The sequence below is a fragment of the Serinibacter arcticus genome (genome assembly GCF_004786095.1).
GTDB lineage: Bacteria > Actinomycetota > Actinomycetes > Actinomycetales > Beutenbergiaceae > Litorihabitans > Litorihabitans arcticus.
Genome location: NZ_RHPJ01000003.1, coordinates 626,836 through 653,015, shown reverse-complemented (window position 1 = coordinate 653,015; position 26,180 = coordinate 626,836). Strand labels below are relative to the sequence as shown.

At 73.2% G+C, this 26,180-nt stretch carries 22 protein-coding genes; 11 read left to right on the top strand and 11 right to left on the bottom strand.

Features of this window, described 5'->3' with window-relative positions; translation table 11 throughout:
* Positions 1-71 precede the first annotated feature (71 nt).
* Genes SERN_RS12030 through SERN_RS12015 form a run of 4 tightly spaced genes read left to right on the top strand, consistent with a single transcriptional unit; the run spans position 72 to position 4,094 of the window.
* Entirely contained in the window at positions 72-1,142 is a 1,071-nt protein-coding gene (locus SERN_RS12030; protein ID WP_135850333.1) for an iron-siderophore ABC transporter substrate-binding protein, read from the top strand.
* The gene (locus SERN_RS12025) at positions 1,139-2,194 is read left to right on the top strand and encodes a FecCD family ABC transporter permease (RefSeq protein WP_233251652.1); all 1,056 of its coding nucleotides are present in this window, start codon (positions 1,139-1,141) and stop codon (positions 2,192-2,194) included. The genes SERN_RS12030 and SERN_RS12025 overlap by 4 nt, the downstream gene beginning before the upstream one ends.
* Positions 2,191-3,279 (top strand): FecCD family ABC transporter permease, encoded by a 1,089-nt coding sequence (locus SERN_RS12020; protein WP_135850332.1) that lies wholly within the window; start codon positions 2,191-2,193, stop codon positions 3,277-3,279. Before SERN_RS12025 ends, SERN_RS12020 begins: the two co-directional genes overlap by 4 nt.
* Positions 3,276-4,094: an ABC transporter ATP-binding protein gene (locus SERN_RS12015; RefSeq protein ID WP_135850331.1), complete on the top strand. Its 819-nt coding sequence runs from the start codon at positions 3,276-3,278 to the stop codon at positions 4,092-4,094. The genes SERN_RS12020 and SERN_RS12015 overlap by 4 nt, the downstream gene beginning before the upstream one ends.
* Positions 4,095-4,096: 2 nt before the next feature.
* On the opposite strand, the gene SERN_RS12010 is transcribed toward SERN_RS12015, so the two are convergent.
* From SERN_RS12010 to SERN_RS11990, 5 genes are all read right to left on the bottom strand, one after another.
* Positions 4,097-4,537, bottom strand: a complete 441-nt coding sequence (locus SERN_RS12010) for a hypothetical protein (protein WP_135850330.1) — start codon at positions 4,535-4,537, stop codon at positions 4,097-4,099.
* Between the two features lie 171 nt (positions 4,538-4,708).
* Positions 4,709-6,847, bottom strand: coding sequence for a 3-hydroxyacyl-CoA dehydrogenase NAD-binding domain-containing protein (locus SERN_RS12005; protein WP_135850329.1), 2,139 nt, complete (start codon positions 6,845-6,847; stop codon positions 4,709-4,711).
* The gene (locus SERN_RS12000; protein WP_135850555.1) at positions 6,844-8,079 is read right to left on the bottom strand and encodes a thiolase family protein; all 1,236 of its coding nucleotides are present in this window, start codon (positions 8,077-8,079) and stop codon (positions 6,844-6,846) included. Before SERN_RS12000 ends, SERN_RS12005 begins: the two co-directional genes overlap by 4 nt.
* A 125-nt stretch (positions 8,080-8,204) precedes the next feature.
* The gene (locus SERN_RS11995; RefSeq protein WP_135850328.1) at positions 8,205-9,491 is read right to left on the bottom strand and encodes an HRDC domain-containing protein; all 1,287 of its coding nucleotides are present in this window, start codon (positions 9,489-9,491) and stop codon (positions 8,205-8,207) included.
* Between the two features lie 3 nt (positions 9,492-9,494).
* Complete coding sequence (locus tag SERN_RS11990; RefSeq protein WP_135850554.1) at positions 9,495-10,073, bottom strand: DUF3000 domain-containing protein; 579 nt, start codon at positions 10,071-10,073, stop codon at positions 9,495-9,497.
* 97 nt (positions 10,074-10,170) lie between these two features.
* Here SERN_RS11990 and SERN_RS11985 point away from each other — a divergent pair, with 97 nt between their 5' ends.
* On the top strand, positions 10,171-11,433 hold the full coding sequence (locus SERN_RS11985) for a carboxylate--amine ligase (RefSeq protein WP_135850327.1): 1,263 nt from the start codon (positions 10,171-10,173) through the stop codon (positions 11,431-11,433).
* A 21-nt stretch (positions 11,434-11,454) separates the two neighbouring features.
* On the opposite strand, the gene SERN_RS11980 is transcribed toward SERN_RS11985, so the two are convergent.
* The gene (locus SERN_RS11980) at positions 11,455-11,949 is read right to left on the bottom strand and encodes a hypothetical protein (RefSeq protein WP_135850326.1); all 495 of its coding nucleotides are present in this window, start codon (positions 11,947-11,949) and stop codon (positions 11,455-11,457) included.
* A 133-nt stretch (positions 11,950-12,082) separates the two neighbouring features.
* Between SERN_RS11980 and zapE the strand changes: the two genes are divergently transcribed.
* Positions 12,083-13,117 carry a cell division protein ZapE gene (zapE, locus tag SERN_RS11975; protein ID WP_233251651.1) on the top strand — a complete coding sequence of 345 codons (1,035 nt, stop codon included), beginning with the start codon at positions 12,083-12,085 and terminating at the stop codon, positions 13,115-13,117.
* Positions 13,118-13,157: 40 nt separating this feature from the next.
* Here zapE and SERN_RS11970 read toward each other — a convergent pair whose 3' ends face one another.
* Positions 13,158-13,577, bottom strand: a complete 420-nt coding sequence (locus SERN_RS11970; protein ID WP_135850324.1) for an HIT family protein — start codon at positions 13,575-13,577, stop codon at positions 13,158-13,160.
* 135 nt (positions 13,578-13,712) lie between these two features.
* Between SERN_RS11970 and SERN_RS11965 the strand changes: the two genes are divergently transcribed.
* The 5 genes from SERN_RS11965 to SERN_RS11945 all read left to right on the top strand — a co-directional run bounded on the left by SERN_RS11965 (position 13,713) and on the right by SERN_RS11945 (position 18,908).
* On the top strand, positions 13,713-14,879 hold the full coding sequence (locus SERN_RS11965) for a M23 family metallopeptidase (protein ID WP_158292647.1): 1,167 nt from the start codon (positions 13,713-13,715) through the stop codon (positions 14,877-14,879).
* Between the two features lie 179 nt (positions 14,880-15,058).
* A complete protein-coding gene (locus SERN_RS11960) occupies positions 15,059-16,105 on the top strand; it encodes a siderophore ABC transporter substrate-binding protein (protein ID WP_135850322.1) in 1,047 nt (348 codons plus the stop codon).
* 31 nt (positions 16,106-16,136) lie between these two features.
* Entirely contained in the window at positions 16,137-17,120 is a 984-nt protein-coding gene (locus SERN_RS11955; protein ID WP_135850321.1) for an ABC transporter permease, read from the top strand.
* A complete protein-coding gene (locus SERN_RS11950) occupies positions 17,113-18,153 on the top strand; it encodes an iron chelate uptake ABC transporter family permease subunit (protein WP_135850320.1) in 1,041 nt (346 codons plus the stop codon). Before SERN_RS11955 ends, SERN_RS11950 begins: the two co-directional genes overlap by 8 nt.
* Entirely contained in the window at positions 18,150-18,908 is a 759-nt protein-coding gene (locus SERN_RS11945; protein WP_135850319.1) for an iron ABC transporter ATP-binding protein, read from the top strand. Before SERN_RS11950 ends, SERN_RS11945 begins: the two co-directional genes overlap by 4 nt.
* A gap of 46 nt (positions 18,909-18,954) precedes the next feature.
* Here the strand turns inward: SERN_RS11945 and treZ are convergent, their stop codons facing one another.
* From treZ to SERN_RS16000, 4 genes are all read right to left on the bottom strand, one after another.
* The gene (treZ, locus tag SERN_RS11940; RefSeq protein ID WP_135850318.1) at positions 18,955-20,805 is read right to left on the bottom strand and encodes a malto-oligosyltrehalose trehalohydrolase; all 1,851 of its coding nucleotides are present in this window, start codon (positions 20,803-20,805) and stop codon (positions 18,955-18,957) included.
* The gene (gene treY, locus SERN_RS11935) at positions 20,802-23,267 is read right to left on the bottom strand and encodes a malto-oligosyltrehalose synthase (protein ID WP_135850317.1); all 2,466 of its coding nucleotides are present in this window, start codon (positions 23,265-23,267) and stop codon (positions 20,802-20,804) included. Before treY ends, treZ begins: the two co-directional genes overlap by 4 nt.
* Positions 23,264-25,543, bottom strand: a complete 2,280-nt coding sequence (glgX, locus tag SERN_RS11930; protein ID WP_135850316.1) for a glycogen debranching protein GlgX — start codon at positions 25,541-25,543, stop codon at positions 23,264-23,266. Before glgX ends, treY begins: the two co-directional genes overlap by 4 nt.
* A gap of 62 nt (positions 25,544-25,605) precedes the next feature.
* Positions 25,606-26,136, bottom strand: coding sequence for a DUF3253 domain-containing protein (locus SERN_RS16000; protein WP_135850315.1), 531 nt, complete (start codon positions 26,134-26,136; stop codon positions 25,606-25,608).
* Positions 26,137-26,180 lie beyond the last annotated feature (44 nt).

The window sequence follows — 26,180 nt, the reverse complement described above, 5'->3', positions numbered from 1 at the left end:
GAACGATGGTCGTCGTTTGCTTGAAGGCAAGGCTATCCTTTCCTCGTTCCGCTTCCTCGAATGGAGACCCCATGCGCCTCTCGCGCCCCTTCGCCGCGACGGCCGCCGTCGCCCTCGGTCTGACCCTCGCCGCCTGCTCCACCGGGAGCGACGAGAACGCCGACGCCGCCTCCAGCGACCCGAGCGACAGCGCCTCGAGCGACTCGAGCGAGTCCGGCTCCGGTGACCAGTTCCCCCTCACGATCGAGCACATGTTCGGTGAGACCGTCATCGAGTCCAAGCCCGAGACCGTCGTCACGGTCGACTGGGCCAACCAGGAGGCGGCGCTGGCGCTCGGCGTCGTGCCGGCCGGCATGCCCAAGGTCACCTGGGGCGACGACGACGACAACGGCATCCTCCCCTGGGTCGAGGACTCCCTCGCCGAGCTCGGCGCCGAGACGCCCGTCCTGTTCGACGAGACGTCGGGCTACGACTTCGCCGCGATCGAGCAGCTGAACCCCGACGTCATCCTCGCCGCGTACTCGGGCATGGAGCAGGAGGACTACGACCTGCTCAGCCAGATCGCGCCCGTCGTCGCGCCGCCCGAGATGGCGTGGGGCACGACGTGGCAGGAGCTGACGCTGGTCAACGGCACGGCCCTCGGCCTGCAGGCCGAGGCGGAGGCGCTCGTCACCGACCTCGAGGGCCAGCTCGCCGCCGTCACCACCGAGCACCCCGAGATCGACGGCCTCACCACGATCTTCAGCTCGCCCGACCCCACCGACCTCAGCACCATCGGGTTCTACACGCTCAACGACCCCCGCGCGCTGTTCCTCGACGAGCTGGGCTTCACGGCGGCACCCGTCGTGGACGAGTCCTCGCAGGGCTCCGACGAGTTCTGGCTGACCTACAGCTCCGAGGAGGTCGACCGCTTCTCCGACGTCGACGTCATCGTCGGCTACGGCGGCGACTCCACGGTCGCCGACCTCCAGGCCGACGCGCTGTGGTCGCGCATCCCGGCCGTCGCCAACGGTGCGGTGGCGGTCCTGCCCGCGGACGCCCCGCTGGCCGCCGCGGCCAACCCCTCGCCGCTGTCGATCCCGTCCGACTTCACCGCGCAGTTCATCGACATGCTGTCCGAGGCCGCCCGAGCGGCTGCGTGACCCAGGACGTCACGGCCCTGCCGACCCTCCGACCGGCGCGCCCCTCGCGGGTGCGCCGGTCGCTGGGCGTCCGGCTGACCTGGCTGGTGGTGGGCGTCGTCGCGCTCGTGCTGGCCGGTGCGGCGTCCGTGACGTTCGGTGCCCTCAGCGTGGGGTGGGACGACGTCGTCGCCGGACTCCAGGGCGCCTCCGACACCACCGCCCAGGCGGCCGTGGCCGCCAGGGTTCCGCGGACGCTGCTGGCCATGCTCGCCGGCGCCGCGCTCGCCATCTCCGGCGTCGCGCTGCAGGGCGTCACGCGCAACCCTCTGGCCGACCCGCAGATCCTCGGCCTCAACTCCGGGGCCTCGCTCGCCGTCGTCCTCGGCATCGTGTTCTTCGGCATGACCTCGACGCTCGCCTACATCTGGGTGGCGATGCTCGGTTCCGCCGTCACGGCGGTGTTCGTGTACTCGGTCGGGTCGATGGGCCGGGGTGGCGCGACACCCCTCAAGCTCGCGCTGGCCGGCGCCGCGACCGGCGTCGCGCTGTCCTCGCTGGTGAGCGCCGTGCTGCTCCCGCGCGCCGCGGCGCTGGACGTCTTCCGGTTCTGGCAGATCGGCGGGGTCGGCGGGGCGACGTTCCCCAAGCTGACCCTCATCGTGCCGTTCCTGCTCGCCGGGCTCGCGATCGTGTGGCTCTCGGCGCGCGGCCTGAACTCGCTCGCGCTCGGCGACGAGCTCGCCGCCGGCCTGGGCGAGAACGTCGTGCGCTCGCGCCTGGTCGCCGCGGCCGGCGGCGTCGTGCTCTGCGCCGCCGCGACGGCGATCTGCGGACCCATCGGGTTCGTCGGCCTCGTCGTCCCGCACGCGTGCCGTCTGCTCGTCGGCGTCGACCACCGCTGGCTCGTCCCGTTCAGCGGGATCGTCGGCGCGCTCCTGCTGACCGTCGCCGACATCCTGGGGCGCATCGTGGCGCGACCGGAGCAGGTCGACGTCGGCATCGTGACCGCCATCCTGGGTGCCCCCTTCTTCATCTGGATCGTCCGACGTCAGCGCGTGAGGGACCTGTGAGCGCCACCTCCACCACCCGGGCCGCGGCCGCATCCGGGCCCGGGCCCGGCGATCGTGGCAGCGCCACCGTCGCCGCGGTCGCCGCCGCCCGCGGTCGCCGCACCCGCCGTCGCCGCCTCGTCACCGCCGGTCTCCTGGTCGCCGTCGCCGCCGCCTACGTCGTCGCGCTGACCGTCGGTGAGGCCGTCTACAGCCCGGCCGAGGTGGTTCGCGTGGTCCTCGGCATGGACTCCGACGCGTCGTTCACCATCGGCGTGCTGCGGCTCCCGCGCGCCTCGACGGCGGTCCTGACCGGACTTGCGTTCGGCGCCGCGGGCACCGCGTTCCAGACGCTCCTGCGCAACCCCCTCGCGAGCCCCGACGTCATCGGGATCAGCTCGGGCGCCAGCGCCGCGGCCGTCGTCGGCATCGTGATCCTGGGCCTCGGCCCCACGACCGTCTCGATCATGGCGATGGTGGCCGCGCTCGTCACGGCGCTGGCGATCTACGCGCTCGCGAACCGCGGCGGCGTCGCCGGATCGCGACTGATCCTCATCGGGATCGGGGTCGCGGCGATGCTCAACAGCGTCGTCGCCTACGCCCTGTCGCGCGCCGCGCAGTGGGACCTGCAGATCGCCACCCGGTGGCTGACGGGCAACCTCAACTCGAGCTCGTGGAGCTCGCTGCTCCCGCTCGCGCTGGTCGCGGTCGTCGCGCTGCCCCTGCTGCTGTGGTGCGCACGCGACCTCGAGGCGATGCGTCTCGGGGAGGAGACGGCCTCCGCGCTGGGGGTGCGGGTCGGGCGCACCCGGCTGCTGCTGGTGATCGCCGCCGTCGCCCTCCTGGCCTTCGCGACGGCGGCCGCCGGCCCGATCTCGTTCGTCGCCTTCCTCGCCGGACCGATCGCGGCCCGCATCCTCGGTCCCGTCGGCTCGCCGGTGCTCGCCGGTGGGCTGGTCGGCGCGCTGCTCGTGCTCGTGGCCGACTTCCTCGCCCAGTTCGCGTTCGGCACCCGGTTCCCTGTCGGCGTCGTGACCGGCGTGCTCGGCGCTCCCTACCTCGTCTATCTGCTCGTGCGGACCAACCGTGCCGGAGGCTCCCTGTGACGACCGCCCACACCCTCACCACGGCCGCGCTCGGTCTCGCCTACGGCGACCGGGACGTCGTGGCGGCCCTCGACCTCGAGGTGCCCGCCGGGAAGATCACGGTCATCGTGGGGCCGAACGCGTGCGGCAAGTCGACCGTGCTGAAGGCGATGGCGCGCCTCCTGCCGCCCCGCCACGGCGCCGTGCTGCTGGACGGACACGCGATCCACAAGCTGCCCACCAAGGAGGTGGCGCGCACGCTGGGGCTGCTGCCGCAGCAGCCGATCGCGCCCGAGGGCATCACGGTGGCCGACCTCGTCGGTCGCGGTCGGCACCCGCACCACGGCGTGCTGAGCCGCTGGAGCCCGGACGACGACGTCGCCGTCGCCTCGGCGCTCGACGTCACGGGCACGGCCGACCTGGCCGACCGCTCGGTCGACGAGCTCTCGGGCGGTCAGCGCCAGCGGGTGTGGATCGCGATGGCGCTGGCGCAGCAGACCGATCTGCTGCTCCTGGACGAGCCCACGACGTTCCTCGACGTCACGCACCAGGTCGAGGTGCTCGACCTGCTGACCGACCTCAACCGCGAGCACGGCACGACGATCGTCATCGTGCTGCACGACCTCAACCTCGCGGCTCGCTACGCCGACCACCTGGTGGCGCTGCGCGGCGGCGAGCTGCTCGCCGTCGGCGATCCCGGCACGGTGCTGACGAGCGACCTCGTCGAGCGGGTGTTCGGCCTGGAGAACGTCGTCATCCCCGACCCGACCACCGGGAAGCCGATGGTGCTGCCGCTCGGACGCCACCACGTCGCACACCGGGGCGACGCGGCCTGAGGTCAGCGCTCGCGGTGCGCGAGCAGGCTGAGACGCACGGCGGCGACGACGGCGACGGCCGCCGCGACCGTGGCGAGGAGGCCCCACGCGACGGAGGTGCCGCCATCGGCGAACGAGAGGACGAGCAGGACGGCGACGACGCCCAGGGCGATCGACGTGCCCACGGTCGTTGCGTGGACGAACCAGCGCGGCAGGCGCGTCCCCGCGAACCCGGCGACGGCCACGGTGATGACGACCGGCTGCGTCGCCAGACCGAGGAACGCCGCGGGGATCGTGGCGTCCTCCGAGAGGCGGGCCGCCGGGACCGCCTGGATCGAGAGCACCGCCGACACCACGAGCAGGGCGACCGCCGCCAGTCCGAGCACGGCGAACATCGGGCGGCGCGAGCGATCGAGGTCGCTCGCCGAGGCGGCGGGTACGGGCGTGGGCGTCGCGGAGGTCACCGGGTCAGCATGCCGAACCCGTGCTGTTCGCTCGACCCACCGAGACCCCTGCGCGTGGCTGTCACGTCCGATCCGGTCGGCCTCGGCCATCCGGGTCGGACGTGACGGTCACCGCGCAGCCCGGCGGTCGACCGGACGAGACGTGACGGTCACCGCGCCGCGCAACCGCGATCAGCCGGCCGGCGGCACGTCCGCGACGCCGCGCGGCAGGAACCGCTGCCCGGCGACGCGCTCGGAGTAGCCCGTCCGGTCGAGGTACGGCGTGATGCCACCGAGGTGGAAGGGCCAGCCGGCGCCCAGGATCATCGCGGTGTCGATCTGGCTCGGGGTCTGGACCACGCCCTCGTCGAGCATCAGCCGGATCTCGCGCGTCAGCGCCGTCAGGACGTCGTCGAGCACGCCCGCCTCGTCCAGCGGCTCACCCGATCCGACCGCACCAGCACCGCCGGCACCGCCGTCACCCCGCGCCGTGTCGAAGACGTCCTGGACCTCGGGCAGCACGCGCCGCGGCCGCCCCGGCGCCGCGGGCGGACCGACGAGCGGCGTCCGCTCGGCGACGATCCGCTCGAGCCCGGGGGAGTGCGGGAACGCGTCCCCGAGCTCCTCGCGCAGCGACGTCAGGACGTGCAGCCCGACGGCGGGACCCACGAGGTCGAACAGCTGGAAGGGCGGCATCGGCAGCCCGAGCACGTCGCACGCCCGGTCGGCGACGGCGACCGGGGTGCCACCCTCGACTGCGCCGACGATTCGGCCCATCAGCAGGACCAGCAGCCGGTTGACGATGAAGCCCGGGCGGTCGGCGGACGCGACGGCGCTCTTGCCGAGGGCCTTCGTCACCGCGAACGCCGTCGCGTACGTCGCCTCGTCGGTCTTCCCCGCCCGGATGACCTCCACCAGCGGCATGGCCGCGACCGGGTTGAAGAAGTGCAGCCCGACGACGCGCTCCGGGTGGCGCAGGTCCGCCGCCATCGCGGTGACGGACAGCGCCGAGGTGTTGGTCGCGAGCACGGCCTCGGCGTCGATCACGTCCTCGAGCTCGGCGAACACGCGCTTCTTGAGGTCGAGGCGCTCGGTGACGGCCTCGATCACCAGGTCGCACCCGGCGAGCTCGGACAGGTCGGTCGTCCCGGTGACGCTGCCGAGCACGCGGCTCGCGGCGTCGGGCGTCAACCGGCCGCGGCGCACCGCCTTCTCGACCTCGGAGGCGACGTGACCGATCCCTGCGGCCACCCGCTCGTCGTCGAGGTCACGCATCACGACGGGCACCTTCAGCCGGCGCGAGACGAGCAGCGCGATCTGCGCGGCCATCAGACCGGCACCCACGATGCCGACCCGGCGCACCTTGCGGGCGAGGGCGGCGTCGGGTGCGCCGACGGGTCGCTTCGCGCCGGTGACGAGGCCGAACGCGTAGACGCTCGCGCGCATCTCGTCGGTCATGATCAGGTCGGCCAGCGCCTCGTCCTCGGCCGCGTAGGCCTCCTCCTGCGTGGCCGTGCGCGCCGCGGCCATCAGCTCCAGCGCCCGGTGCGGCGCCGGGCGCGACGTGCCGACGACGGCGTCGAGGTGCTCGCGCGCCCCCGCCACCACGGCGTCCCACTCCTGGAGCGAGTCCAGCTCGCGGCGCGGAACGGTGACCTCGCCGCGGAGCACCGCGGCGGCCCACGCGATCGACTGCTCGAGGAAGTCGGCAGGGTCGAGCACGCGGTCGACGAGGTCGAGGATCGCGGCGTCGTGCGCGCTCAGCGGCTTGTTCGCCGCAGGACGACGCAGCACGACGTCGACCGCGGCCTCGATCCCGATCAGGCGCGGCAGCAGGTAGGCGCCGCCCCAGCCGGGGACGAGGCCGAGCGAGGTCTCGGGCAGTCCGAGAGCGTGCACGCTGCCGGACACGGTGCGGTAGGTGCAGCTGAGCGTCAGCTCGAGCCCGCCGCCGAGGGCGACACCGTTGACGAACGCGAACGACGGCACCCCGAGGTCGGCCAGCAGGGCGTACGCCTCGTGGCCGCCCCGCCCCAGGTCGAGCGCCTGCTCGCGCGAGGCGACCTGGCTGACCCGCTTGAGGTCGGCGCCGGCCGCGAGGACGTAGGGCTTGCCCGTGACGGCGACGGCGACGATCTCGCCCGCCGCTGCCCGCTCGCGCTGGGCGAGCAGCACCCCGGTGAGCTCGGCGATCGTCTCCGGTCCGAGCGTGCTGGGGGTGCGGTGGTCGGCTCCGTTGTCGAGCGTGAGGAGCGCGAGAGTGCCGCCGCCGCGGTGCGCGGTGGCGGTGGGCAGCTCGACGTCGCGGACGAGGACGCGCGTGGTGCTCATCGGTCGGTCTCCGTCTCGGTGGTGGTGGGACCGCTCTGGCCGTAGTCGGGGTGGTGGGGGTTCTCCCACACCACCGTGCCGCCCTGCCCGAGCCCCACGCACATCGTGGTCAGCCCGTACCGCAGGCTCGGATCGGCCTCGAACCGGCGCGCGAGCTGCACCATCAGGCGTACGCCGGACGCGGCGAGGGGGTGGCCGACGGCGATCGCGCCGCCGTCCGGGTTGACCGACGGAGCGTCGTCGGGGATGCCGAGCTCGTCCAGGAGCGCGAGCACCTGCACGGCGAAGGCCTCGTTGACCTCGATCGCGTCGATGTCCTCGATCGTCAGGCCCGCCTGGTGCAGCGCCCGGTGCGTGGCCGGGACCGGGCCCACACCCATGACGGCGGGGTCGACCCCGGCGTAGGCGAAGCTCAGCATGCGCATCCTCGGGGCGAGGCCGAGCTGCAGCGCGACGTCCTCGGCGGCGAGCAGGCACGCCGTCGCACCGTCGGTGAGCGGCGACGACGTCGCGGCCGTCACCCGACCGCCAGGCCGGAACGGGGTGGGAAGGTCGGCGATGTCCGCCAACGACGTGCCGGGCCGCGGCGGCTCGTCGGCGGTCGCGAGACCCCAGCCGCGTTCGGGGTCGCGCACCGCCACGGGCACGATGTCGGCGTCGATGCGGCCCGCGAGCCGCGCGGCCTCGTAGCGCCGCTGGCTCGCGACGCCGTACGCGTCCGCCCGCTCGCGCGTCAGCGCCGGATAGCGGTCGTGCAGGTTCTCGGCCGTGGCCCCCATCACCAGGGCGTCGGCGTCGACGAGCTTCTCGGCGACGAACCGGGGGTTGGGGTCGGCGCCGGCACCGAGCGGGTGGTGGCCCATGTGCTCGACGCCACCGGCGATCGCGACGTCGATCGAGCCGACGGCGATCTGCGCGGCCACCTGCGTGGTCGCGGTCATAGCGCCGGCGCACATCCGGTCGATCGCGTAGCCGGGCACCTGCTGCGGCAGTCCCGCGAGCAGCGCCACGGTGCGGCCCAGCGTGAGCCCCTGGTCGCCGACCTGGGACGTGGCCGCCAGCGCGACCTCGCCCACGAGGTGCGGCGGCAGGTCGGGGTTGCGGCGCAGCAGCTCCCGGATCACGACGACGGCGAGGTCGTCCGCGCGGGAGTGGGCGAAGAGGCCGTCGGGCCTGGCCCGTCCGAACGGGGTGCGGGCGCCGTCGACGAAGACGACGCGGCGGCCGAGCATGCCGGGGGCGGCGGGGGACGGGTGGGTCACGGTGGTACCTCCTGCGCCGCCAGGGGGTCGGCGGCTCGACGGCTGTGTCGCCGTCGACGATACCGGACTACCTGAGACTCGCCGTCCGCGACACTTCAGGCGACGTCGGGCACGGCCCTCGGGTTGCTGAGCGCCCCGGCGAGCACGGGGGCCGCGAGCGCGGCCTGCCAGGGCCGCGCGCCGCCGTCGAGCAGGCGAGCGGTCACGGCGTCGACCCGCGGTGCGGGCGGGTCCCACGCCAGCCGGCGCTGCAGGTCGGGCGAGAGCAGGTTCTCCTGCGGCGTGCCCTGGTCGATCGCGAGCAGCCGCATCGTCGCTCGGACGGCGCGCAGCCGCTCGGCGGCCTCGGGGTGGCGCTCGGACCAGCCGCGCGGCGCCGGCATCGTGTCGCCCCCGGGTGCACGGCGCGGGGGAAGGTCGGACTCGGCCATCTCGTGCACGCGGGCGATCGCGCCCCACCAGCGGTCGAGCCGGCGGCGGGTGCCGCGGCCGCTGAACTCGGGCAGCTCGGCCAGCGCGGCGCGGGTGCGAGGGAGCGCCTGCGCGGCGGCGACGATCGCGCGATCGGGCAGCACGCGGCCGGGGGCGATGTCGCGGTCGCGGGCCGTGGCGTCGCGCTCGAGCCACATCTCGCGCACGACGGCGAGCCGACGCGTGTCGCGCACGGCCGGGATCCCGGTGGTCCGGCGCCACGGGTCGACCCGCGGGGGCGGCGGCGGCGCGAGCCTGACCGCCTCGAACTCCTGGTGCGCCCAGTCGTCCTTGCCCTGGCGGACCAGGTCGGCGGCGAGCGCGTCCCGCAGGTCGACCAGCACCTCGACGTCGAGCGCCGCGTACCGCAGCCACTCGGGCGGCAGCGGGCGCGTGGACCAGTCGGCCGCGGAGTGCTCCTTGGCCAGGGTGTACCCGAGCTCCGCCGCGACGATCGCTCCGAGGCCGACGCGCTCGCGCCCCAGGAGACGGCCCGCGAGTTCGGTGTCGAACAGCGCGTCCGGCGTCATGCCGACCTCGGCGAGGCACGCGAGGTCCTGGTTGGCTGCGTGCAGCACCCACTCCGCGCCGCGCAGCGCCTCGTCCACCGAGCTCAGGTCGGGCAGCGCGATCGGGTCGATCAGCGCGGTCCCGGCGCCCTCGCGGCGGATCTGCACGAGGTAGGCGCGCTGGCCGAACCGGAAGCCCGAGGCTCGTTCGGCGTCGACGGCGACCGGACCGGTGCCGGCGGCGAGCCTGCCGACGTAGTCGGCCAGGCCCTCGGGGGTGGTGAGGATCTCGGGGACGCCGTCACGCGGCTCCACCAGGGGGACGGGTTCGGGGGACGCTGCGGCGGTGGCGTCGGTCGGGTCGAGCTCGGGCTCGACGGCGTCGCGGTTGTCGACAGGCACGGATCAGCTCCTCGGGCGGCGCGGGGTCAGCGCCGTCACGTTCTCGGGCAGGGGCGGCAGTCCGCCCGCCCAGGCGGTCGCGGCGACCCAGGCGCGCAGGTGCTCGCCCATCGCCGGGGTGGTCGGGCTCCAGGAGGCCCTGATCTCGATCTCGACCTCCTGCCCGCGCACCTCCAGGCCGCCGAAGGTCTCCGACAGCACACGGGTGACGGTGCCGGAGAGCGAGTGGTACTCGGCGCCGGCGTCGCGCAGCGAGTCCGTCAGCCAGGTCCAGCCGACCTCCCCCAGCAGCGGGTCGGCGCCCATCTCGTGCTCGAGCTGCGCGCGCATCAGGACGACGACGCGGAACGTGCCGTTCCAGGCGTCCTGACCCTCGGGGTCGTGGAGCACGACGAACCGGCCGTTGGCCAGCATGTCGTCGGGGTCGTCGGTCGGGTTGATCTCGGCGGTCAGCGCGAGGGCCCACGGCGCGATGCGCGTGGGAGGCGGCACCTCCTCGAGGCGCACCTCGGGTCGCCACGTGTGCCCGCGCAGGCTGAGCAGGGCCGCGGTGAACTCCTGCGGCATCGGGGGCGAGTCCATCTCCGGCACGCCCCCAGGCTAGGCGGACGGCCCCCGTCGGGCCGCGAGGCCACGCCGTAGACTGCCATCCGCATTCTCCCCGTCCGAAAGGTCGACCGTGTCGCGTCCCCCCGCCCCCCGCCCGCGCCCGATCGTCCTGGGCGGTGACATCGGTGCCTACGCGACGGCGCGCGCGTTCCACGAGGCGTACGGCGTGACGAGCGTCGTGGTCGCCGGTGCGGCCACGTGGCCCGTGCGCGACTCCCGGATCGTGGACCTGCGGGTCGTGGGCGGCGCCGACGACTCGATGTCGGCCGCTCGGCTCGTCCCGCTGCTGCGCGCGATCGTCGCGGAGGAGCCGGACCGGACCCACGTGCTGCTCGCGAGCGCCGACTGGCTCGTGGGCGTCGCCGTCGCGGTGCGCGCGGAGCTGCCGGACGTCGTCGTGCCCTACGCCGACGCCGACGTCGTCGCCGCCGTGGGGGACAAGGCCGTGGTGATGGCCGCGTGCGAGCGCCTCGGCATCCCCCACCCCCGCACGCGCGTGGTCGCGCTGGCGGGCGACGGCGAGCAGCCCGCCCTGCCGGCGGATGCGCCGTACCCCGCGATCGCCAAGTTCGCCTCGACGACGCTCGCGCACGACGTGACGTACGCCGGGAAGGCCAAGGTCCACCGCGTGGCCGACGCGGTGGAGCTCGCCGACCTGGTGGGTCGGATCGCCGCGACCGGGTTCGCCGGTGAGCTGCTGGTCCAGGAGGAGCTGCCCGGCGGCGACGCCTCGATGGCTGCGGTCAACGTGATGGTCGACGCCGACGGCTCCGTCCGGTTCGCCCAGCTCGGACGCGTGCTGCTGGAGGAGCACACGCCGAGCGCGCTCGGCAACTCCGTCGCCCAGGTGACGGCGGACGCGAGCGTCGACGCCGTGGCCCGGACCGCGATCGAGGACGTGCTGCTGCTGCTCGCCGATCTCGGGTGGCGCGGCTTCGCCAACGTCGACCTCATGCGCGGGGCCGACGGCGTCTACCGCGTGCTCGAGGTCAACCCCCGCGTGGGCCGCAGCGGTTACGCGCCGACGGCGTCGGGCTACAACGTCGCGCGGATGTACGTGGCGGGGTGGGTCTCGCCCGGCGCCGGTGGGAGTGCCGCCGGCTCCGAGCCGGAGCTCGGCACCCGCGAGCACCTGTTCGTCGTCGTCCCGCTCGCGATCGTGCGCCGCTACGCGCCCGGCGAGCGCGCCCGGGTTCGCTCGCTCCGCCGTCGCGGCGCCGTCACGAACCCGCTGTACTACCGGGCCGAGCGGAACCCGCGGCGCTGGCTGTTCATCGCCGTCGCCATGGTCAACCAGGTGCGCAAGTTCCGGCGGTACCACCCGGGCGCCTGAGCGGCGCGCACCCGCGAGGCCTCAGTTCCCGAGGAACGAGGTCCCCGAGTAGAAGTGCAGCACGGGCACGCCGAGCGCCTCCTGCGCCTTGTCGGCCCAGTTGGTGTGGAACGTGTCCTCGACCGGGCGCGGCTGCGTGACGGCCACGACCTGCACGACCTCACCGGCCGCGAGCTCGGCCTTCATGGCCTCGATCGGGTCGTCGGCCACGGTCGCGGAGGACACCGAGGCGCCCGCGGACTCGAGCACCCCCACCGAGGCCCCCAGCGCCTCGGCCGCGGCCTGGCGCGCGGTGGTCTCGTCGACGTCGTTGGCGCCCGTGACGTCCTCCCACGCCTCCTTGAGGTCGAGCAGCCACAGGTTGTTCAGGAAGGCGGAGACCACGCTCTGCTCGGCCTCGGTCGGCACCAGCACGGAGTAGGACACGTCCACCGCCTCGGCCGTGAGGCCCAGGATCTGCTCGACGTCGCTCGGCACGAGCGCGTCCTCGGTGAGGATGATGACGGTCTGGGGCATCGGAGCTCCTGCTTCCTGGCGGGCGTACGGACGGCCGTCCCAGCCTAGTGCGCGGGTGCCTCGCGGGATCCGGGGTGCGCTCCGTCCCGGACGGTGTGCCGTGCTCGCGCCCGCGCTGCGTAGGCTTGCGCGCGTGCCGCAGCCGATCACCCTCACGGGCCGTGAACCGCAGACCTCGGCGGCCGAGCTGCTGGCCGGACTCGTCCCGCCGCCGCAGTTCGCCCGCGCCAGCTTCGACAGCTACGTGCCCGACCCGGCCCACCCCTCGCAGGCCAAGGCGCAGCAGGCGCTGCGCGACCTGGGCGAGCAGCTCCTCCGACCGGCGCGCAAGAGCCTGTTCCGCAAGGCCGCGCCGCCCCCGAGCATCTACCTGGACGGCGGCTACGGCGTCGGCAAGACGCACCTGCTCGCGTCGCTCGCGCACGCCGTCGGGTCGGAGCGCTCCGCGTACGGGACGTTCGTGGAGTACACCCACCTGGTCGGCGCGCTCGGGTTCGCGCCGTGCGTCAAGGAGCTCTCCACGCGCTCCCTCGTGGCGATCGACGAGTTCGAGCTCGACGACCCCGGTGACACCGTCCTGATGTCGCGGCTGCTGCGCGAGCTGGCCGACGCCGGCGTCAGCCTCGTCGCGACGTCCAACACGCTTCCCGAGGCGCTGGGGGAGGGCCGGTTCGCGGCCGAGGACTTCCTGCGCGAGATCCAGGCGCTGGCCGCGCGCTTCACGGTGATGCGCATCGACGGCGAGGACTACCGCCAGCGCACCGGCCGCCCGCAGAGCACGGGGCACACCGACGACGCCGTCCGCGAGGCCGTCGACGCCTCGACGGCGGGTGGCGCCGTCGTCTCGCTCGACGCCTGGCGACCGCTCATGGCGCACCTCGCGCGCATCCACCCCTCGCGCTACGGCCGGCTCGTCGACGGGGTCGACGCCGTCGCGCTGACCGGTGTCGACCAGCTGGACGACGACATGGTGGGGCTGCGGCTCGTCGTCCTCATCGACCGTCTCTACGACCGGGGCGTGCCCGTGCGGCTCGGGGGCGCCGGCGTCGCCGACATCGTCAGCGAGCGGATGCTGACCAAGGGCTACCGCAAGAAGTACTACCGCGCGCTGTCACGCCTGGGTGCGCTCGCGGCGCTGCCGCTGCCGGGGGAGCGCGCCGCGTCCTAGCGGCGCTCCGGCGCTCGACGGCGCACCACGGCGCCGCGGTTCAGTCGCTGACGTGCTCGGCGCCGTCGGCGGTCAGACGGTGGCGCAGCCGCGCGGCGGCGTCGTCGAGGTCGGCCGCGTCAGCCTCGCGGCCCTCGAGGTCGCGGAAGTCCTCGGGTCCCGACGTCGGGAACACGTGCAGGTGCAGGTGCGGCACGCCGTACCCCTGCACCACGAGCCCGGAGCGCTCCCCGCCGAACTCCGCCAGCTGGGCCGCGCCGATCGTTCGTGCCGTCGCGACCAGGTGCGCCATCAGCGGCGCCGGGGCGTCGAGCCAGTGGTCGACGGCGACGCGCGGCACGACCAGCACGTGTCCGGTGGTGACGGGGGAGATCGTCAGGAAGGCGATGCACTCGCGGTCCTCCCACACCCGGCGGGCGGGGATCTCGCGGTCGATGATGCGCTCGAAGAGAGTGGCCATGAGCACGAACCTAACGTGCCCGTCCTGAGGTCGGCGGGTTAGCGTGTGAGGCAGGTCACGACGGCGATGCGGCGGTCGGTGATGATGTCGGTTCGACACACGAGCGGGTACGGGAGCGGTGGCGGGTTGTCCAGGATGAGATCGGTCGGGAACCGGATGGCGCGTGCGCTGCGGACGGCGGCGGTGGCCGGCGTCGGCGCCGTGGCGCTGGTGGCGGGCACGGGTGCCGTCGCCTCGGCCGCACCGACCGTGGTGTGGCACGACGGCGGGGCGACCGGCCTCGGCGCTCCCATGCACGAGGTGATGGGCGTCGACGAGGGCGCCGCGGCCATCGCGCAGTGGTGGTCGCCGACGGTGGTCCAGGCCGAGGCGCCGCCCCCGCCGCCGCCCGCGGACGTCGACGTCTACCGGGCCCAGCTCGTGGCCGACGGCATCCCGGTCTCCGAGCAGGGCTGGGTCCACCCGCTCGCTCAGGGCCGCTTCACCTCGCCCTTCGGCCTCCGTGGTGCCATCGCCGGCGTGACGTCGGCCGGTCTGCACAACGGCATCGACATCTCGGCGCCGCTCGGCTACCCGATCCGCTCGGCGGCCGCGGGCACCGTGGTGTTCACGGGACTCGGCTACGCCTACGGCAACACCGGCCACCTGGTCGCCGTCGACCACGGCGACGGCGTCGTGACCACCTACAACCACATGGCGCAGGACGGCATCCTCGTCACGGCGGGCGACGTCGTGCGCGAGGGTCAGATCATCGCCGTCGTGGGGAACGAGGGGCGCTCCAGCGGCCCGCACCTGCACTTCGCGGTGCGGATCGACGGCGAGGCCGTCGACCCGGTGCCCTACCTGCTGTCGCAGGGCATCGACCTCCGGGCCGGGACGGCCGTGACCGCCGTACCCCTGACGCAGGACTGGCTCACGGCCCAGGAGGCGCTGCGCGAGCGGCGCGCCGCCGGTCCCGCCGTCCCCGCGGCGCCCGTCCCGACCGCCCCGGTGCCGACCGCCCCAGCGCCCGCACCGTCGCCGACTCCCGTCCCGACGCCGGAGCCGAGCCCGACGCCGGTCCCCACGCCGACGCCGACCCCTGTGCCGACGCCGCCACCGACCCCGGAGCCCACGCCAACGCCCACCCCCACCCCGACACCGACACCGACCCCCACGCCGACCCCCGCTCCCGAGCCCACCCCGGAACCGAGCCCGGCCCCCACGGCGACGCCGTCACCGGACCCGAGCGCGACCCCGACGCCCTCGCCGGACCCGTCGTCCACCGCCGCCCCGACCCCGGAGCCCATGGCCACCCCCTGACGGACCGGACGCCCCCGCACGAGAACGCCCCAGGTCGCGCCATCCCCACGGATGGCGCGACCTGGGGCGTTCTCGGTCGACCGGTCCCGCGTCCGAGGGATGGCCGGCGCTTGCCAGACTTAGGGTTGCCTTGGTGAGATGAGGCTTGCCTCACCAACCCTGAACCCTGGAGTCGATCGATGTCACGCCGGTCCCTGACCGCCCGCCTGCTCACCACCGCCACCGCCGGTCTGGCCGCTCTCGCGCTCGCCGCGTGCGGCGGTGCCGATGCCGGAACCGACACCGGCACGGACGCGGCCGACGCCACCTCCACCTCCGGGAGCGGTGAGGGGTCCGCCAGCTCGTCGGACGCGGGGACCGTCACGATCACCGACAACCACGGCGAGGTCGAGGTCGAGGTGAACCCGGAGCGCGTGGTCGCGCTCGACAACCACGTCTTCGAGACGCTGCACGCGTGGGACGTCCCGCTGGTCGCGGCGCCGAAGACGATCATGGGCGACGTCTGGCCCGCCTACACCGACGACGCCGCCGTGCTCGACGTCGGGAGCCATCGCGAGCCCAACCTCGAGGCGATCATCGAGGCGCAGCCCGACCTCATCATCGGGGGCTATCGCTTCAGCGAGTCCTACGCCGACATCAAGGCGCAGAACCCGCAGGCCGTCGTGATCGAGCTCGCGCCGCGCGAGGGCGAGGACCCGGAGGCCGAGATGACGCGCCAGGTCGAGATCCTCGGTCAGATCTTCGACCGCGAGGACGACGCCGCCGCGATCGTCGCCGACTACGAGGACTCCATCGCGACCGCGGCCGAGGCCTACAACGGCACGGACACCGTCATCGGACTGATCACCTCCGGTGGTGAGATCGCCTACAGCGCCCCGGTCACGGGCCGCAGCATCGGCGTCCTCTTCCCGACGCTCGGGCTCACCCCCGCCATCGAGCAGGCCGCGGAGGACGTCTCGCACGGTGACGACATCAGCGTCGAGGCCATCGCGGCCGCCAACCCCGACTGGCTGGTCGTGCTCGACCGGGACGGCTCCGGCGTCGGCGAGGGGGAGTACACCTCCGCCCAGCAGCTCATCTCGGGTTCCGAGGCGCTGGCGGGCGTCACGGCCGTCGCGCAGAACCAGATCGTCTACCTCGACCCCGACTTCTACCTGACCGAGGACATCCAGGCGTACACGGCGCTCTACGACCAGATCGGTGAGGCGTTCGGCGCCGCGCGCTGAGCGCCCGCCGACCGCGTCACAGTTACCACCCGTGACGAAGACGCTCACCGTCGCCCGGGACGGCGCGGCCACCCGGCCGCGCCGTCTCGCGCTGCCCGCCGCCGTCGTCGTGACCCTCGGCCTCGTCGTCGCCTCGCTGTTCATCGGCGTCTACGACGTGCTCGGGGCCGACGACGGCGTCGCGATGTTCCACATCACGCGCGTCCCCCGGACGCTGGCCCTCGTGCTCGCCGGCAGCGCGATGGCGATGAGCGGGCTCGTGATGCAGCTGCTCACGCAGAACAAGTTCGTCGAGCCCACCACGAGCGGCACGACCGAGTGGGCCGCCCTCGGCCTGCTGCTCTCGATCATCCTGCTCCCGACGGCGGGCCTCACCACCCGCATGGTCATCGCCAGCGCCTCGGCCTTCGTCGGCGCGATGGTCTTCATGCTCATCCTGCGGCGGGTCGCGATCCGCTCGGCCCTGGTCGTGCCCATCGTCGGGATCATGCTCGGCGCGGTGGTGAGCGCGGCCTCCACGGTCATCGCCGTCCAGACGAACTACCTCCAGCTCCTGGGCACCTGGTTCATGGGCAGCTTCACGAGCGTCGTGCGCGGCCGGTACGAGGTGCTGTGGGTCGTGGCGGTCATCGCCGTGGTCGTGTTCGTCGTCGCCGACCGCTTCACCGTCGCGGGCCTGGGCAAGGAGGTCGCCACCAACGTCGGCCTCGGCTACGAGCGCGTGGTGTTCCTGGGCACGGCGCTGGTGGCGGTCGCGACGGGGGTGACGACCGTCGTCGTCGGCTTCCTGCCGTTCATCGGCCTCGTGGTGCCCAACATCGTCTCGATGCTGCGGGGCGACGACCTGCGGTCGAACCTGCCGTGGGTCTGCCTGGGCGGCGTCGCGCTCGTGACGATCTGCGACATCGTGGGCCGCACCGTCCGGATGCCGTTCGAGGTCCCGGCCTCGATGGTCCTCGGGATTCTCGGCGCCGCCGTGTTCATCACGCTCGTGCTGCGGACGCGTCGTGGCTGAGACGGTGTCCGAGGGCGTCGCCGCGCACACCGACACCGCCACCGACACCTCGCGTCCCACGCCGCGTCGCGTCCCGACCTGGGTGCCGGCGGCCGTCGCTGGTGCGCTGACGCTGCTGTTCGCCGCGGGCATCCTGCTCTGGGACAACCGCCTGCCCGTCGGCTCGGCCGGCCACCGGACCATCGTGCAGATGCGGCTGGTGTCGATCGGCACCATCGTCGTCGTGGCGTTCTGCCAGGGCGTGGGCACGCTGGCCTTCCACACCGCGACGGCGAACCGCATCCTCACGCCGTCGATCCTCGGTTTCGACGCGCTCTACCGCGTGATCCAGACCGCACTGGTGTTCTTCCTGGGGGCCGGCGCGCTGGCGGCCACCGACGGTCTGGGCAAGGTCGCGCTGCAGAGCCTCCTGATGGTGCTCGTCGCGACGCTGCTGTACGGCTGGCTGTTCTCCGGACGCAAGGCCAACCTCCACGTGCTGCTGCTGGTCGGCGTCGTGCTCGGGATGGGGTTCGGGTCGCTGTCGACGTTCATGCAGCGCCTCCTCACGCCGAGCGAGTTCGACATCCTCTCGGCCCGGCTGTTCGGCAACATCAGCGTCTCGAACGTCGCCTACCTGCCGTGGGCGTTCGGGGTGTGCCTCGTGGTCGGCCTCGTGCTGTGGCGGCGGCGTCACGTCCTGGACGTGCTCGCCCTCGGCCGCGAGACGTCCACCAACCTGGGCGTGCGCTACCAGCGCGAGGTGCTGCTCGTGCTCGTGCTCGTCGCCGTCCTGATCTCGGTCTCGACCTCGCTGGTCGGACCGATGACGTTCTTCGGGTTCGTCGTCGCGACGCTCACCTACCAGGTGCTCGCGTCCAACGAGCACTCGCGGATGCTGCCGATGGTCGCCCTGCTGGCGACGGCGGTGCTGCTCGGGGCCTACTTCGTGCTCCGGCACGTGTTCTACGCGGGGGGAATGATCTCCGTCATCATCGAGCTGGTCGGTGGCCTGGTGTTCCTGGTCCACCTCCTGAGGAAGGGGTTGCGGTGATCACGCTCACCGACGTCTCCAAGAGCTACGGCGCCACCCGCGCGCTCGGACCGGTCGACCTGCAGATCCCGCGCGGAGGCATCACCGCGCTCGTCGGACCGAACGGCGCCGGCAAGTCCACGATGCTGACGATCGTCGGGCGGCTGCTGGGTGCGGACACCGGGCGCGTGGAGGTCGGGGGACTCGACGTCGCGCGATCGCGGTCGCGCGACCTCGCCAAGGTGCTGTCGATCCTGCGCCAGGAGAACCACTTCGTCACGCGCCTCACGGTGCGGCAGCTGGTCTCGACGGGGCGGTTCCCGCACTCGCAGGGTCGGCTGAGCACGCACGACGTCGCACAGGTGGACGCCGCCCTGGAGTTCCTCGACCTGATGACCCTGGGCGACCGGTTCCTCGACGAGCTCTCCGGCGGGCAGCGGCAGCGCGCCTACGTCGCCATGGTGCTGGCGCAGGACACCGACTACGTGCTCCTGGACGAACCGCTCAACAATCTCGACATGGCCCACGCCGTGGCAATGATGGGCCACCTGCGCCGCGCCGCGGACGAGCTCGGTCGCACCGTCGTCATCGTGGTGCACGACGTCAACTTCGCCGCGGCGTACGCCGACCGGATCGTGGCGATGTCCGACGGCACCATCAGCCACGTGGGCACCCCGGCCGAGATCATGACGCCGGAGATCCTCAGCGAGGTGTTCGCGACGCCGGTCGACGTGCTGCAGCACGACGGCCGGCCGCTCGCGGTGTACTACCGCTGAGCGACCGGCCGTCGAGCAGCTGCTGCAGCCGACTCCCGAGGGGCTGTCAGCGCGTCCCGGAGGTGCGCACGACGGCGACGCCGCGGGCCGGGAGGCGGACCGCGTCGTCGGTGATCGTCGTCGCGGCCTCGTCCCAGACCAGGGCGGGGCCGTCGTTGCCGACCGGAACCTCGATCTCGCCGTCGGTGAGGTTGACGACGACGGCGATCCCGGCGGCGGACCCGTCCGCCGGTGCGCGGTGCAGCACGACCCAGTCGCCGCGACCGCTCCCGTCGGCGTCGCCGCCCACCTCGACGGACGTGCGACGGCGGTCCCGCACGGTCGCCGCAGGCTCGGAGCGGCGCAGCGCCACGAGGTCGCGGTGCCACGCGAGCACGCGGGCGTGCTCGGGCCGCTCCAGCTCGGACCAGTCCAGCCGCGAGTCGGTGAACGTCGAGCGGGCCTGCGGATCGGGCACCTCGACGTCCTCGCCGTACACGTCGGCCCAGCCGTGGCCGCCGAACTCCTTCGCGCGCCCCTGGGACACCGCCTCGCCGAGCTCGGGCTCGGGGTGGTCGGTGAAGAACTGGAACGGCGTCGTCGCGGCCCACTCCTCGCCCATGAACAGCATGGGCGTGAACGGGGACAGCAGCACCAGCGCGGCCGAGGCCGCCAGCGGCGCCGGGTCCGACGTCGCGGATCCGCTCCGACCGCCGGGGCGGTCACCGATGGCGCGGTTGCCGATCTGGTCGTGGTTGGCGGAGAACACGACGAACGACGCGGGGTCGACGTCGTCCGGCACCGGGGCGCCCCAGTCCTCCTCGCGGAAGGTGGAGTACGAGCCGTTGTGCACGAAGACGTCCTGGACCGCCGAGGCGAACGTCGAGGCGTCGCCGAAGTCGACGTAGTAGCCGTGCCGCTCGCGCTCCAGCATGGCGTGGAGCGCGTGGTGCACGTCGTCGTCCCACTGGGCCGTCATGCCGAGGCCGCCCTGCGCCGTCGGCGTGACCATGACGACGTCGTTGAGGTCGGACTCGGCCACGAGCGACAGCGGTCGTCCGACCTGCGCCGCGGCCTGCGCGACGGCGTCCGACAGCTCGGCCAGCACGTGCCGGTCCGACGTGTCCACCAGCGCGTGCACGGCGTCGAGACGCAGCGCGTCGATGTGGAAGTCGCGCAGCCAGCGCAGCGCGTTGTCGACGATGAACGCGCGCACCTCCGCGGCTCCCGGTGCGTCGAGGTTCACCGCGGCGCCCCACGGCGTGTGGTGCGTGTCCGTGAAGTACGGGCCGAGCTCGCCCAGGTAGTTGCCGCTCGGGCCGAGGTGGTTGTAGACGACGTCGAGGCAGACGCCGAGACCGCGGGCGTGCGCGGCGTCGACGAAGCGCTGCAGCGCGGCGGGGCCGCCGTAGGCGTGGTGCACGGCCCAGAGCGCGACGCCGTCGTACCCCCAGCCGTGCTCGCCGTTGAACGCCGCCACCGGCATGAGCTCGACCATGTCGACGCCGAGCTCGACCAGGTGGTCGAGCCTCGCGATCGCGCCGTCGAGGTCGCCCGTCGCCGTGAACGTGCCCAGGTGCAGCTCGTAGGTCACGGCGCCGCGTGCGTCGACACCGGCCCAGTCGCCGTCCGACCAGTCGTGCTCGGATGTGTCGAACCAGCGGCTGCCCCCGTGGACGCCGTCCGGCTGCCACGCGCTGCGCGGGTCCGGACGGGCGGGACCGCCGTCGAGGTGGAAGGCGTAGTCGGCACCGTGCGCCAGGACCGGACCCTCGAACCAGCCGTCACCGACCGCGGTCAGCGGCAGACGGTGCCCCCCCGTCTCGATCGCGACCTCGGTGACGGCCGGCGCCCACAGGCGGACGGCGCCTGACAGCACCGGCTCGGACGGCGCGGGAGCGCTCGTGCTCGCGTTCATCGGGCCTCCTCCAGCAGGGCGACCGGACCGTGGGCCAGCAGCGTCGCCAGGGGCACGCTGCCGCCGGGGTGGACGGTGTCGGGACGGCGGACGTCGACCCAGCCGTGCTCGGACTCGGGCAGCACGACCTGGTGCTCGCCCCAGCCGCCGATGGCGGCCAGCGACGCGCTCAGCCGCGTCACCACGGTCACGAGCGCGGGGGCGCCGTCGAGCGTCCGCGCGAACGCGAGCGCGTGGCCCGAGGAGGTCGGCAGCGCCTGGTACCCCGACCGCGGCCCGACGACGGCCTCGGCGTTGCGACGCCGGGCGCGGAGCGTCGTGGCGGTCAGGTGCAGCTTCTCCTCGCCCAGCGTGCTCGGGGACGCCGACTCGAGACGCTCGAGCGTCTCCGCGAGGGCGCGGTGGTCGACCGGCCCGCGGTTGTCGGGGTCGACGAGCGCGATCCGGGTCGTCTCGGATCCCTGGTAGACGTCGGCGACACCGGTCGTCATGAGCTGGAGCAGGGTCTGTCCCAGGGTGGCGGCCCGGACGGTCGGCGCGGTGCGCTCCACCCACGCCGTCATCAGCTCCACCACGCGAGGGTGCTCGCCGAGCGAGGCCGCGAACGTGACGAGCTCGTCCTCGGCCTTCTCGTTGACGCCGGTCCAGCGCGTCCAGTCCTTGGCCTCGCGCGCCGCCTTCACGAGGTAGCGCGTGAGACGGTCGGCCTCGAGCGGTCCGTCGGAGGTCCAGGTGCCGGCGAGCATCTGCCACAGCAGGTTCTCGCTGCGACCGTCGAGGCCGACCGGTCGGGTCTCCTGCGTGGCCGCGCGGAGATCGGCGACGAGGGCGACCCACGCGTCGGCGTGCTCGGTCAGCACCCCCTGGCGCGCGCGGACGTCGGCACCGCGCTTGGTGTCGTGCGTGGTGCCGGCGGTCATGGACGCCGGCTGACGCTCGGCCTGGTGACCCGCCCAGGCGTGGAACGCATCCGGTCCGAGCGCGAACGACGCGGGTGAACCGCCGACCTCGCACAGGCTGACCAGGTGCGTCCAGCGGTAGAACGCGGTGTCCTCCACGCCCTTGGCCGTGACCGCGCCGCAGACCTGCTGGAACCGGATGATGATCTCGGCGCGACGGGCCTCGAGCGTGCGGCCCGCGCTGCCGACCTCGCGACCGAGGACGAGGTCGACGACGACGGCGAGCGTGTCGGCACGCTCCTCGTCCAGGCGCGAGGCGGCACGGTGAGCCGCCTCCTGGACCTGATGGACGCTCGCACCGGCGGGGTTCTCGCCGGGCACCACGTAGGCGCGGTAGCCCTCCATGGCGATGACCATCTCGGTGACGCAGTCGTTGATGGCGCGCCACGTGTGGTCGCGCAGCCGGATGTCGTCGGCGCAGACCTCGGCCACGAGCACCGCCAGGCGGTTGACCTCGGCGTGCAGCGACTCCTCGACGATCTGGCGCTTGCTCGACTCGATGAGCGCGGGCAGCCCCATGGGGTCGTCGCCGGTCAGCTGGTGCATCACGCCGGCGAGCGGGCTGGCGCCCGCCGGGTCGTGCAGCACCTGACCGATCCGCCACGCGGCGTCGTACCCGGTCGTGCCGGCCACCGGCCAGTCCGAGGGCAGCTCCTCGGCGGGTTCGAGGATCTTCTCCGCCACGATCCACGCGCCGTCGGTCTGCTCGTACAGGCGCTTGAGGTAGCCGCGCGGGTCGGCGAGACCGTCCGGGTGATCGATCCGCAGCCCGTCGACGTGGCCGGAGCGCACGAGGTCGACGACCACGGCGTGGGTGGCGTCGAACACGTCCTCGCGCTCCACCCGCACGGCGACCAGGGTCCCGACGTCGAAGAACCGTCGGTAGTTCAGCTCCTCGTCCGCCACGCGCCAGTAGGCGAGGCGGTAGTGCTGCTGCTGCAGGAGCTGCGTCAGCGGGAGCTGCTCGGTGCCGGGGCGCACCGGGAAGGTGTGCTCGAAGTAGCGCAGCACGGTCCTCTCGCCCACCCCCGGCACGTCCTGCGTGTCGAGCGTGATCTCGCCGCGGGCGATGACCGATCCGATGCGGTCGCCGAGGATCGGCATGAGCAGGCTGTTCGAGGCGTCCCACTCGACGTCGAACCAGTCGGCGTACGGCGACTCGGCGCCGTCGGACAGCACCGACCACAGGGCCCGGTTGTGCCACGCGGGCGTGGGCACGGCCATGTGGTTGGGCACGATGTCCAGCACGACGCCCATGCCGAGCTCGTGCGCGGCGTCGCACAACGCCTCGAGTCGCTCACGCCCGCCCATGACGTCGCTGATGCGGTCGTGGTCGACGACGTCGTAGCCGTGCGTCGACCCCGGTGCCGCCTGCAGCACGGGGGAGAGGTAGAGGTCCGTGACGCCCAGGTCGTGCAGGTAGGGCAGCTGCTCGCGGGCGCCGTCGAACGTCAGGTCGGGACCGAGCTGGAGCCGGTAGGTGCTGACCGGCGTGCGGCTCACCGGCTCTCCGACTCGTCCGACGCCGACTCGTCCGTGGCGGAGACGTGCGGCGACGTCGAGGCGGTCGTCGCCGTCTCGGCGGCGCTGGCCACCTGGCTCGTCGATCCCGGGCGTGCCCGCTCGGGCAGGAGCGGGTCGGTGGCGGTGCTCGCGATGTCGCTCGGCCGCGAGAGGACGATCAGGCTGTGCGGGGCGACGTCGAGCGTGGACTCGCTGGCCAGCACCTGCCACGACTCGGTCGAGCCGTCGGTGTCCAGGACCGACGACCAGGCCTGGCCGTAGCGCGGCGCGGGCAGCGTGAACGTCACGGTCTCGTGGGCGGCGTTGAACAGGAGCACGAACGAGTCGTCGATGATCTGCTCGCCGCGCTCGTCGGGCTCCGTGATCGCGTCGCCGTTGAGGAACAGTCCGAGCGCCCGGGCGTACCCCGTGTTCCACTCGTCCTGCGTCATCGGCGTGCCGGCGGGGGAGAACCACTGGATGTCCTCGACGGTCTCGCCCGTGGAGTCGGTGGACGCGCCGCCGAAGAAGCGGCGGCGGCGGAACACCGGGTGCTCGGCCCGCAGCCGGATGACCCGGCGCGTGAAGTCCAGCAGCGCGGCCTGGTCGGGGCTGAGGTTCCAGTCCATCCAGGCGAGCTCGTTGTCCTGGGCGTAGACGTTGTTGTTGCCGTCCTGCGACCGGCCGATCTCGTCGCCGTGCGCGAGCATCGGGACGCCCTGGGACAGCAGGAGCGTCGCGAGAAAGCTGCGCTGACGTCGGCCGCGGAGCTCGTTGACCACCTCGTCGTCGGTGGGTCCCTCGGCGCCCGAGTTCCAGGACCGGTTGTGGGACTCGCCGTCGCGGCTGTCCTCGCCGTTGGCGTCGTTGCGCTTCTCGTTGTAGGACACGAGGTCGGCCAGCGTGAAGCCGTCGTGCGCGGTGATGAAGTTGATCGACGCGATCGGCTTGCGGCCGGTGTGCTCGTACAGGTCGCTCGACCCGGTCAGGCGCGAGGCGAACTCGCCGAGCGTGGAGGGCTCGCTGCGCCAGAAGTCGCGCACGGTGTCGCGGTAGTCGCCGTTCCACTCGGTCCACAGCGGGGGGAACCCGCCGACCTGGTAGCCGCCGTCGCCGAGGTCCCACGGCTCGGCGATCAGCTTGACCTGCGAGATGATCGGGTCCTGGTGGACCAGGTCGAAGAACGCGGACAGGCGGTCGACCTCGTGGAACTGGCGAGCGAGGGTGGCGGCCAGGTCGAAGCGGAAACCGTCGACGTGCATCTCGGTGACCCAGTAGCGCAGCGAGTCCATGATCAGCTGGAGCACGTTGGGCGAACGCATGAGCAGCGAGTTGCCGGTGCCGGTCGTGTCGAAGTAGTGCATCCGGTCCTCGTCGACCAGCCGGTAGTAGGCCTGGTTGTCGATGCCGCGGAACGAGAGCGTCGGACCCATCTGGTTGCCCTCGGCCGTGTGGTTGTACACCACGTCCAGGATGACCTCGATGTCGGCCTCGTGCATCGCCTTGACGAGCGACTTGAACTCCTGCACCTGCTGGCCACGCGTGCCGTAGGCCGCGTAGGTCGAGTGCGGGGCGAAGAAGCCGATGGTGTTGTAGCCCCAGTAGTTGCTCAGGCCCTTGTCCTGCAGCGAGGGGTCGTTGATGAACTGGTGCACCGGCATCAGCTCGATGGCGGTGACGCCGAGCTTGGTGAGGTGGTCGATCATCGCGGGGTGCGCCATGCCGGCGTAGGTGCCGCGGATCTCCTCCGGGATCGCCGGGTGGGTCTGGGTCATGCCCTTGACGTGCGCCTCGTAGATCACGCTGCGGTGGTACTCGTGCGCCGGCGGGTGGTCGTGGCCCCAGTCGAAGAACGGGTTGTGCACGACCGACGTGAGGTTGTGCCCGAAGGAGTCGTCGTCGTTGAGCTCGGAGTCCGGGCCGGGCTCGGAGCCGAAGCGGTAGGAGTACAGGGACTCGTCACCGTCGAGGTCGCCGTCGAACGCCTTGGCGTAGGGATCGATGAGGAACTTGGACGGGTTGCACCACTGACCCTCGGCCGGGTCGAACGGGCCGTGCACGCGGTAGCCGTACCGCTGGCCCGGGCCGACGGCCGGGAGGTAGACGTGCCACACGTGGGCGTCGACCTCGTCGACCTCGATGCGCTGCTCCGCGCCGTCGTCGTCCACGAGGCACAGCTCGACCCGCTCGGCGACGGAGGAGAAGAGTGCGAAGTTGGTGCCCGTACCGTCGTACGTGGCGCCAAGGGGATAGGGGTGGCCCGGCCAGATCTGCATGGGTCAAGATTGGCACAGGGGTAGGACTTCGCCTCGAAGTCGTCCACCCCCGGTGGTGCGCGTCACACCTCGGCGTCCCCGCGGACGGGCAGTCCGATCCGCACCGGTCCCCGCCACGGCGTCGGCACCGGTTCTCCCTTCTGGGTGACGACGACGGCGCCCTCCGCCACCAGCTGCTCGGCCACGCGACGCACCGCGGGCATCAGCGCGCGCCAGTCCTCACCGCCGACGATCCGGGCCACGTCGCTCGGGCAGGTCGTGCCGGGCGAGCGGACGTCGACCATCGCGCGGACGGTCTCCGCGATCCGCTCGTCGTCGTCCGTCTCCTCCTGCGCGGGCTCCCACCACGGCCGGCCACGCTCGCCGAGCGCGACCTTCGCGGCCTGCACCCGGCGGCGGACCGGCGTCGGGTCCTCGCCCCGTCGCGTGGCCGCACCGACGTCGCGGCGCGCCGCCATCAGCGCCTTGCGCAGCTCGGCCGCGAGCGGCTCGGGGATGCCGGGGTCCGTGGCGCGCCAGCGCCGGCCGTCGATGACGACGTACCGACCGTCGGGCGTGCGCTCGAGGGGCTGGGCGTCGCCGTCGTCACTCATCCCACCAGCCTCCGCCGGGGGGCGGCGGTGGTCAACGACGGCGA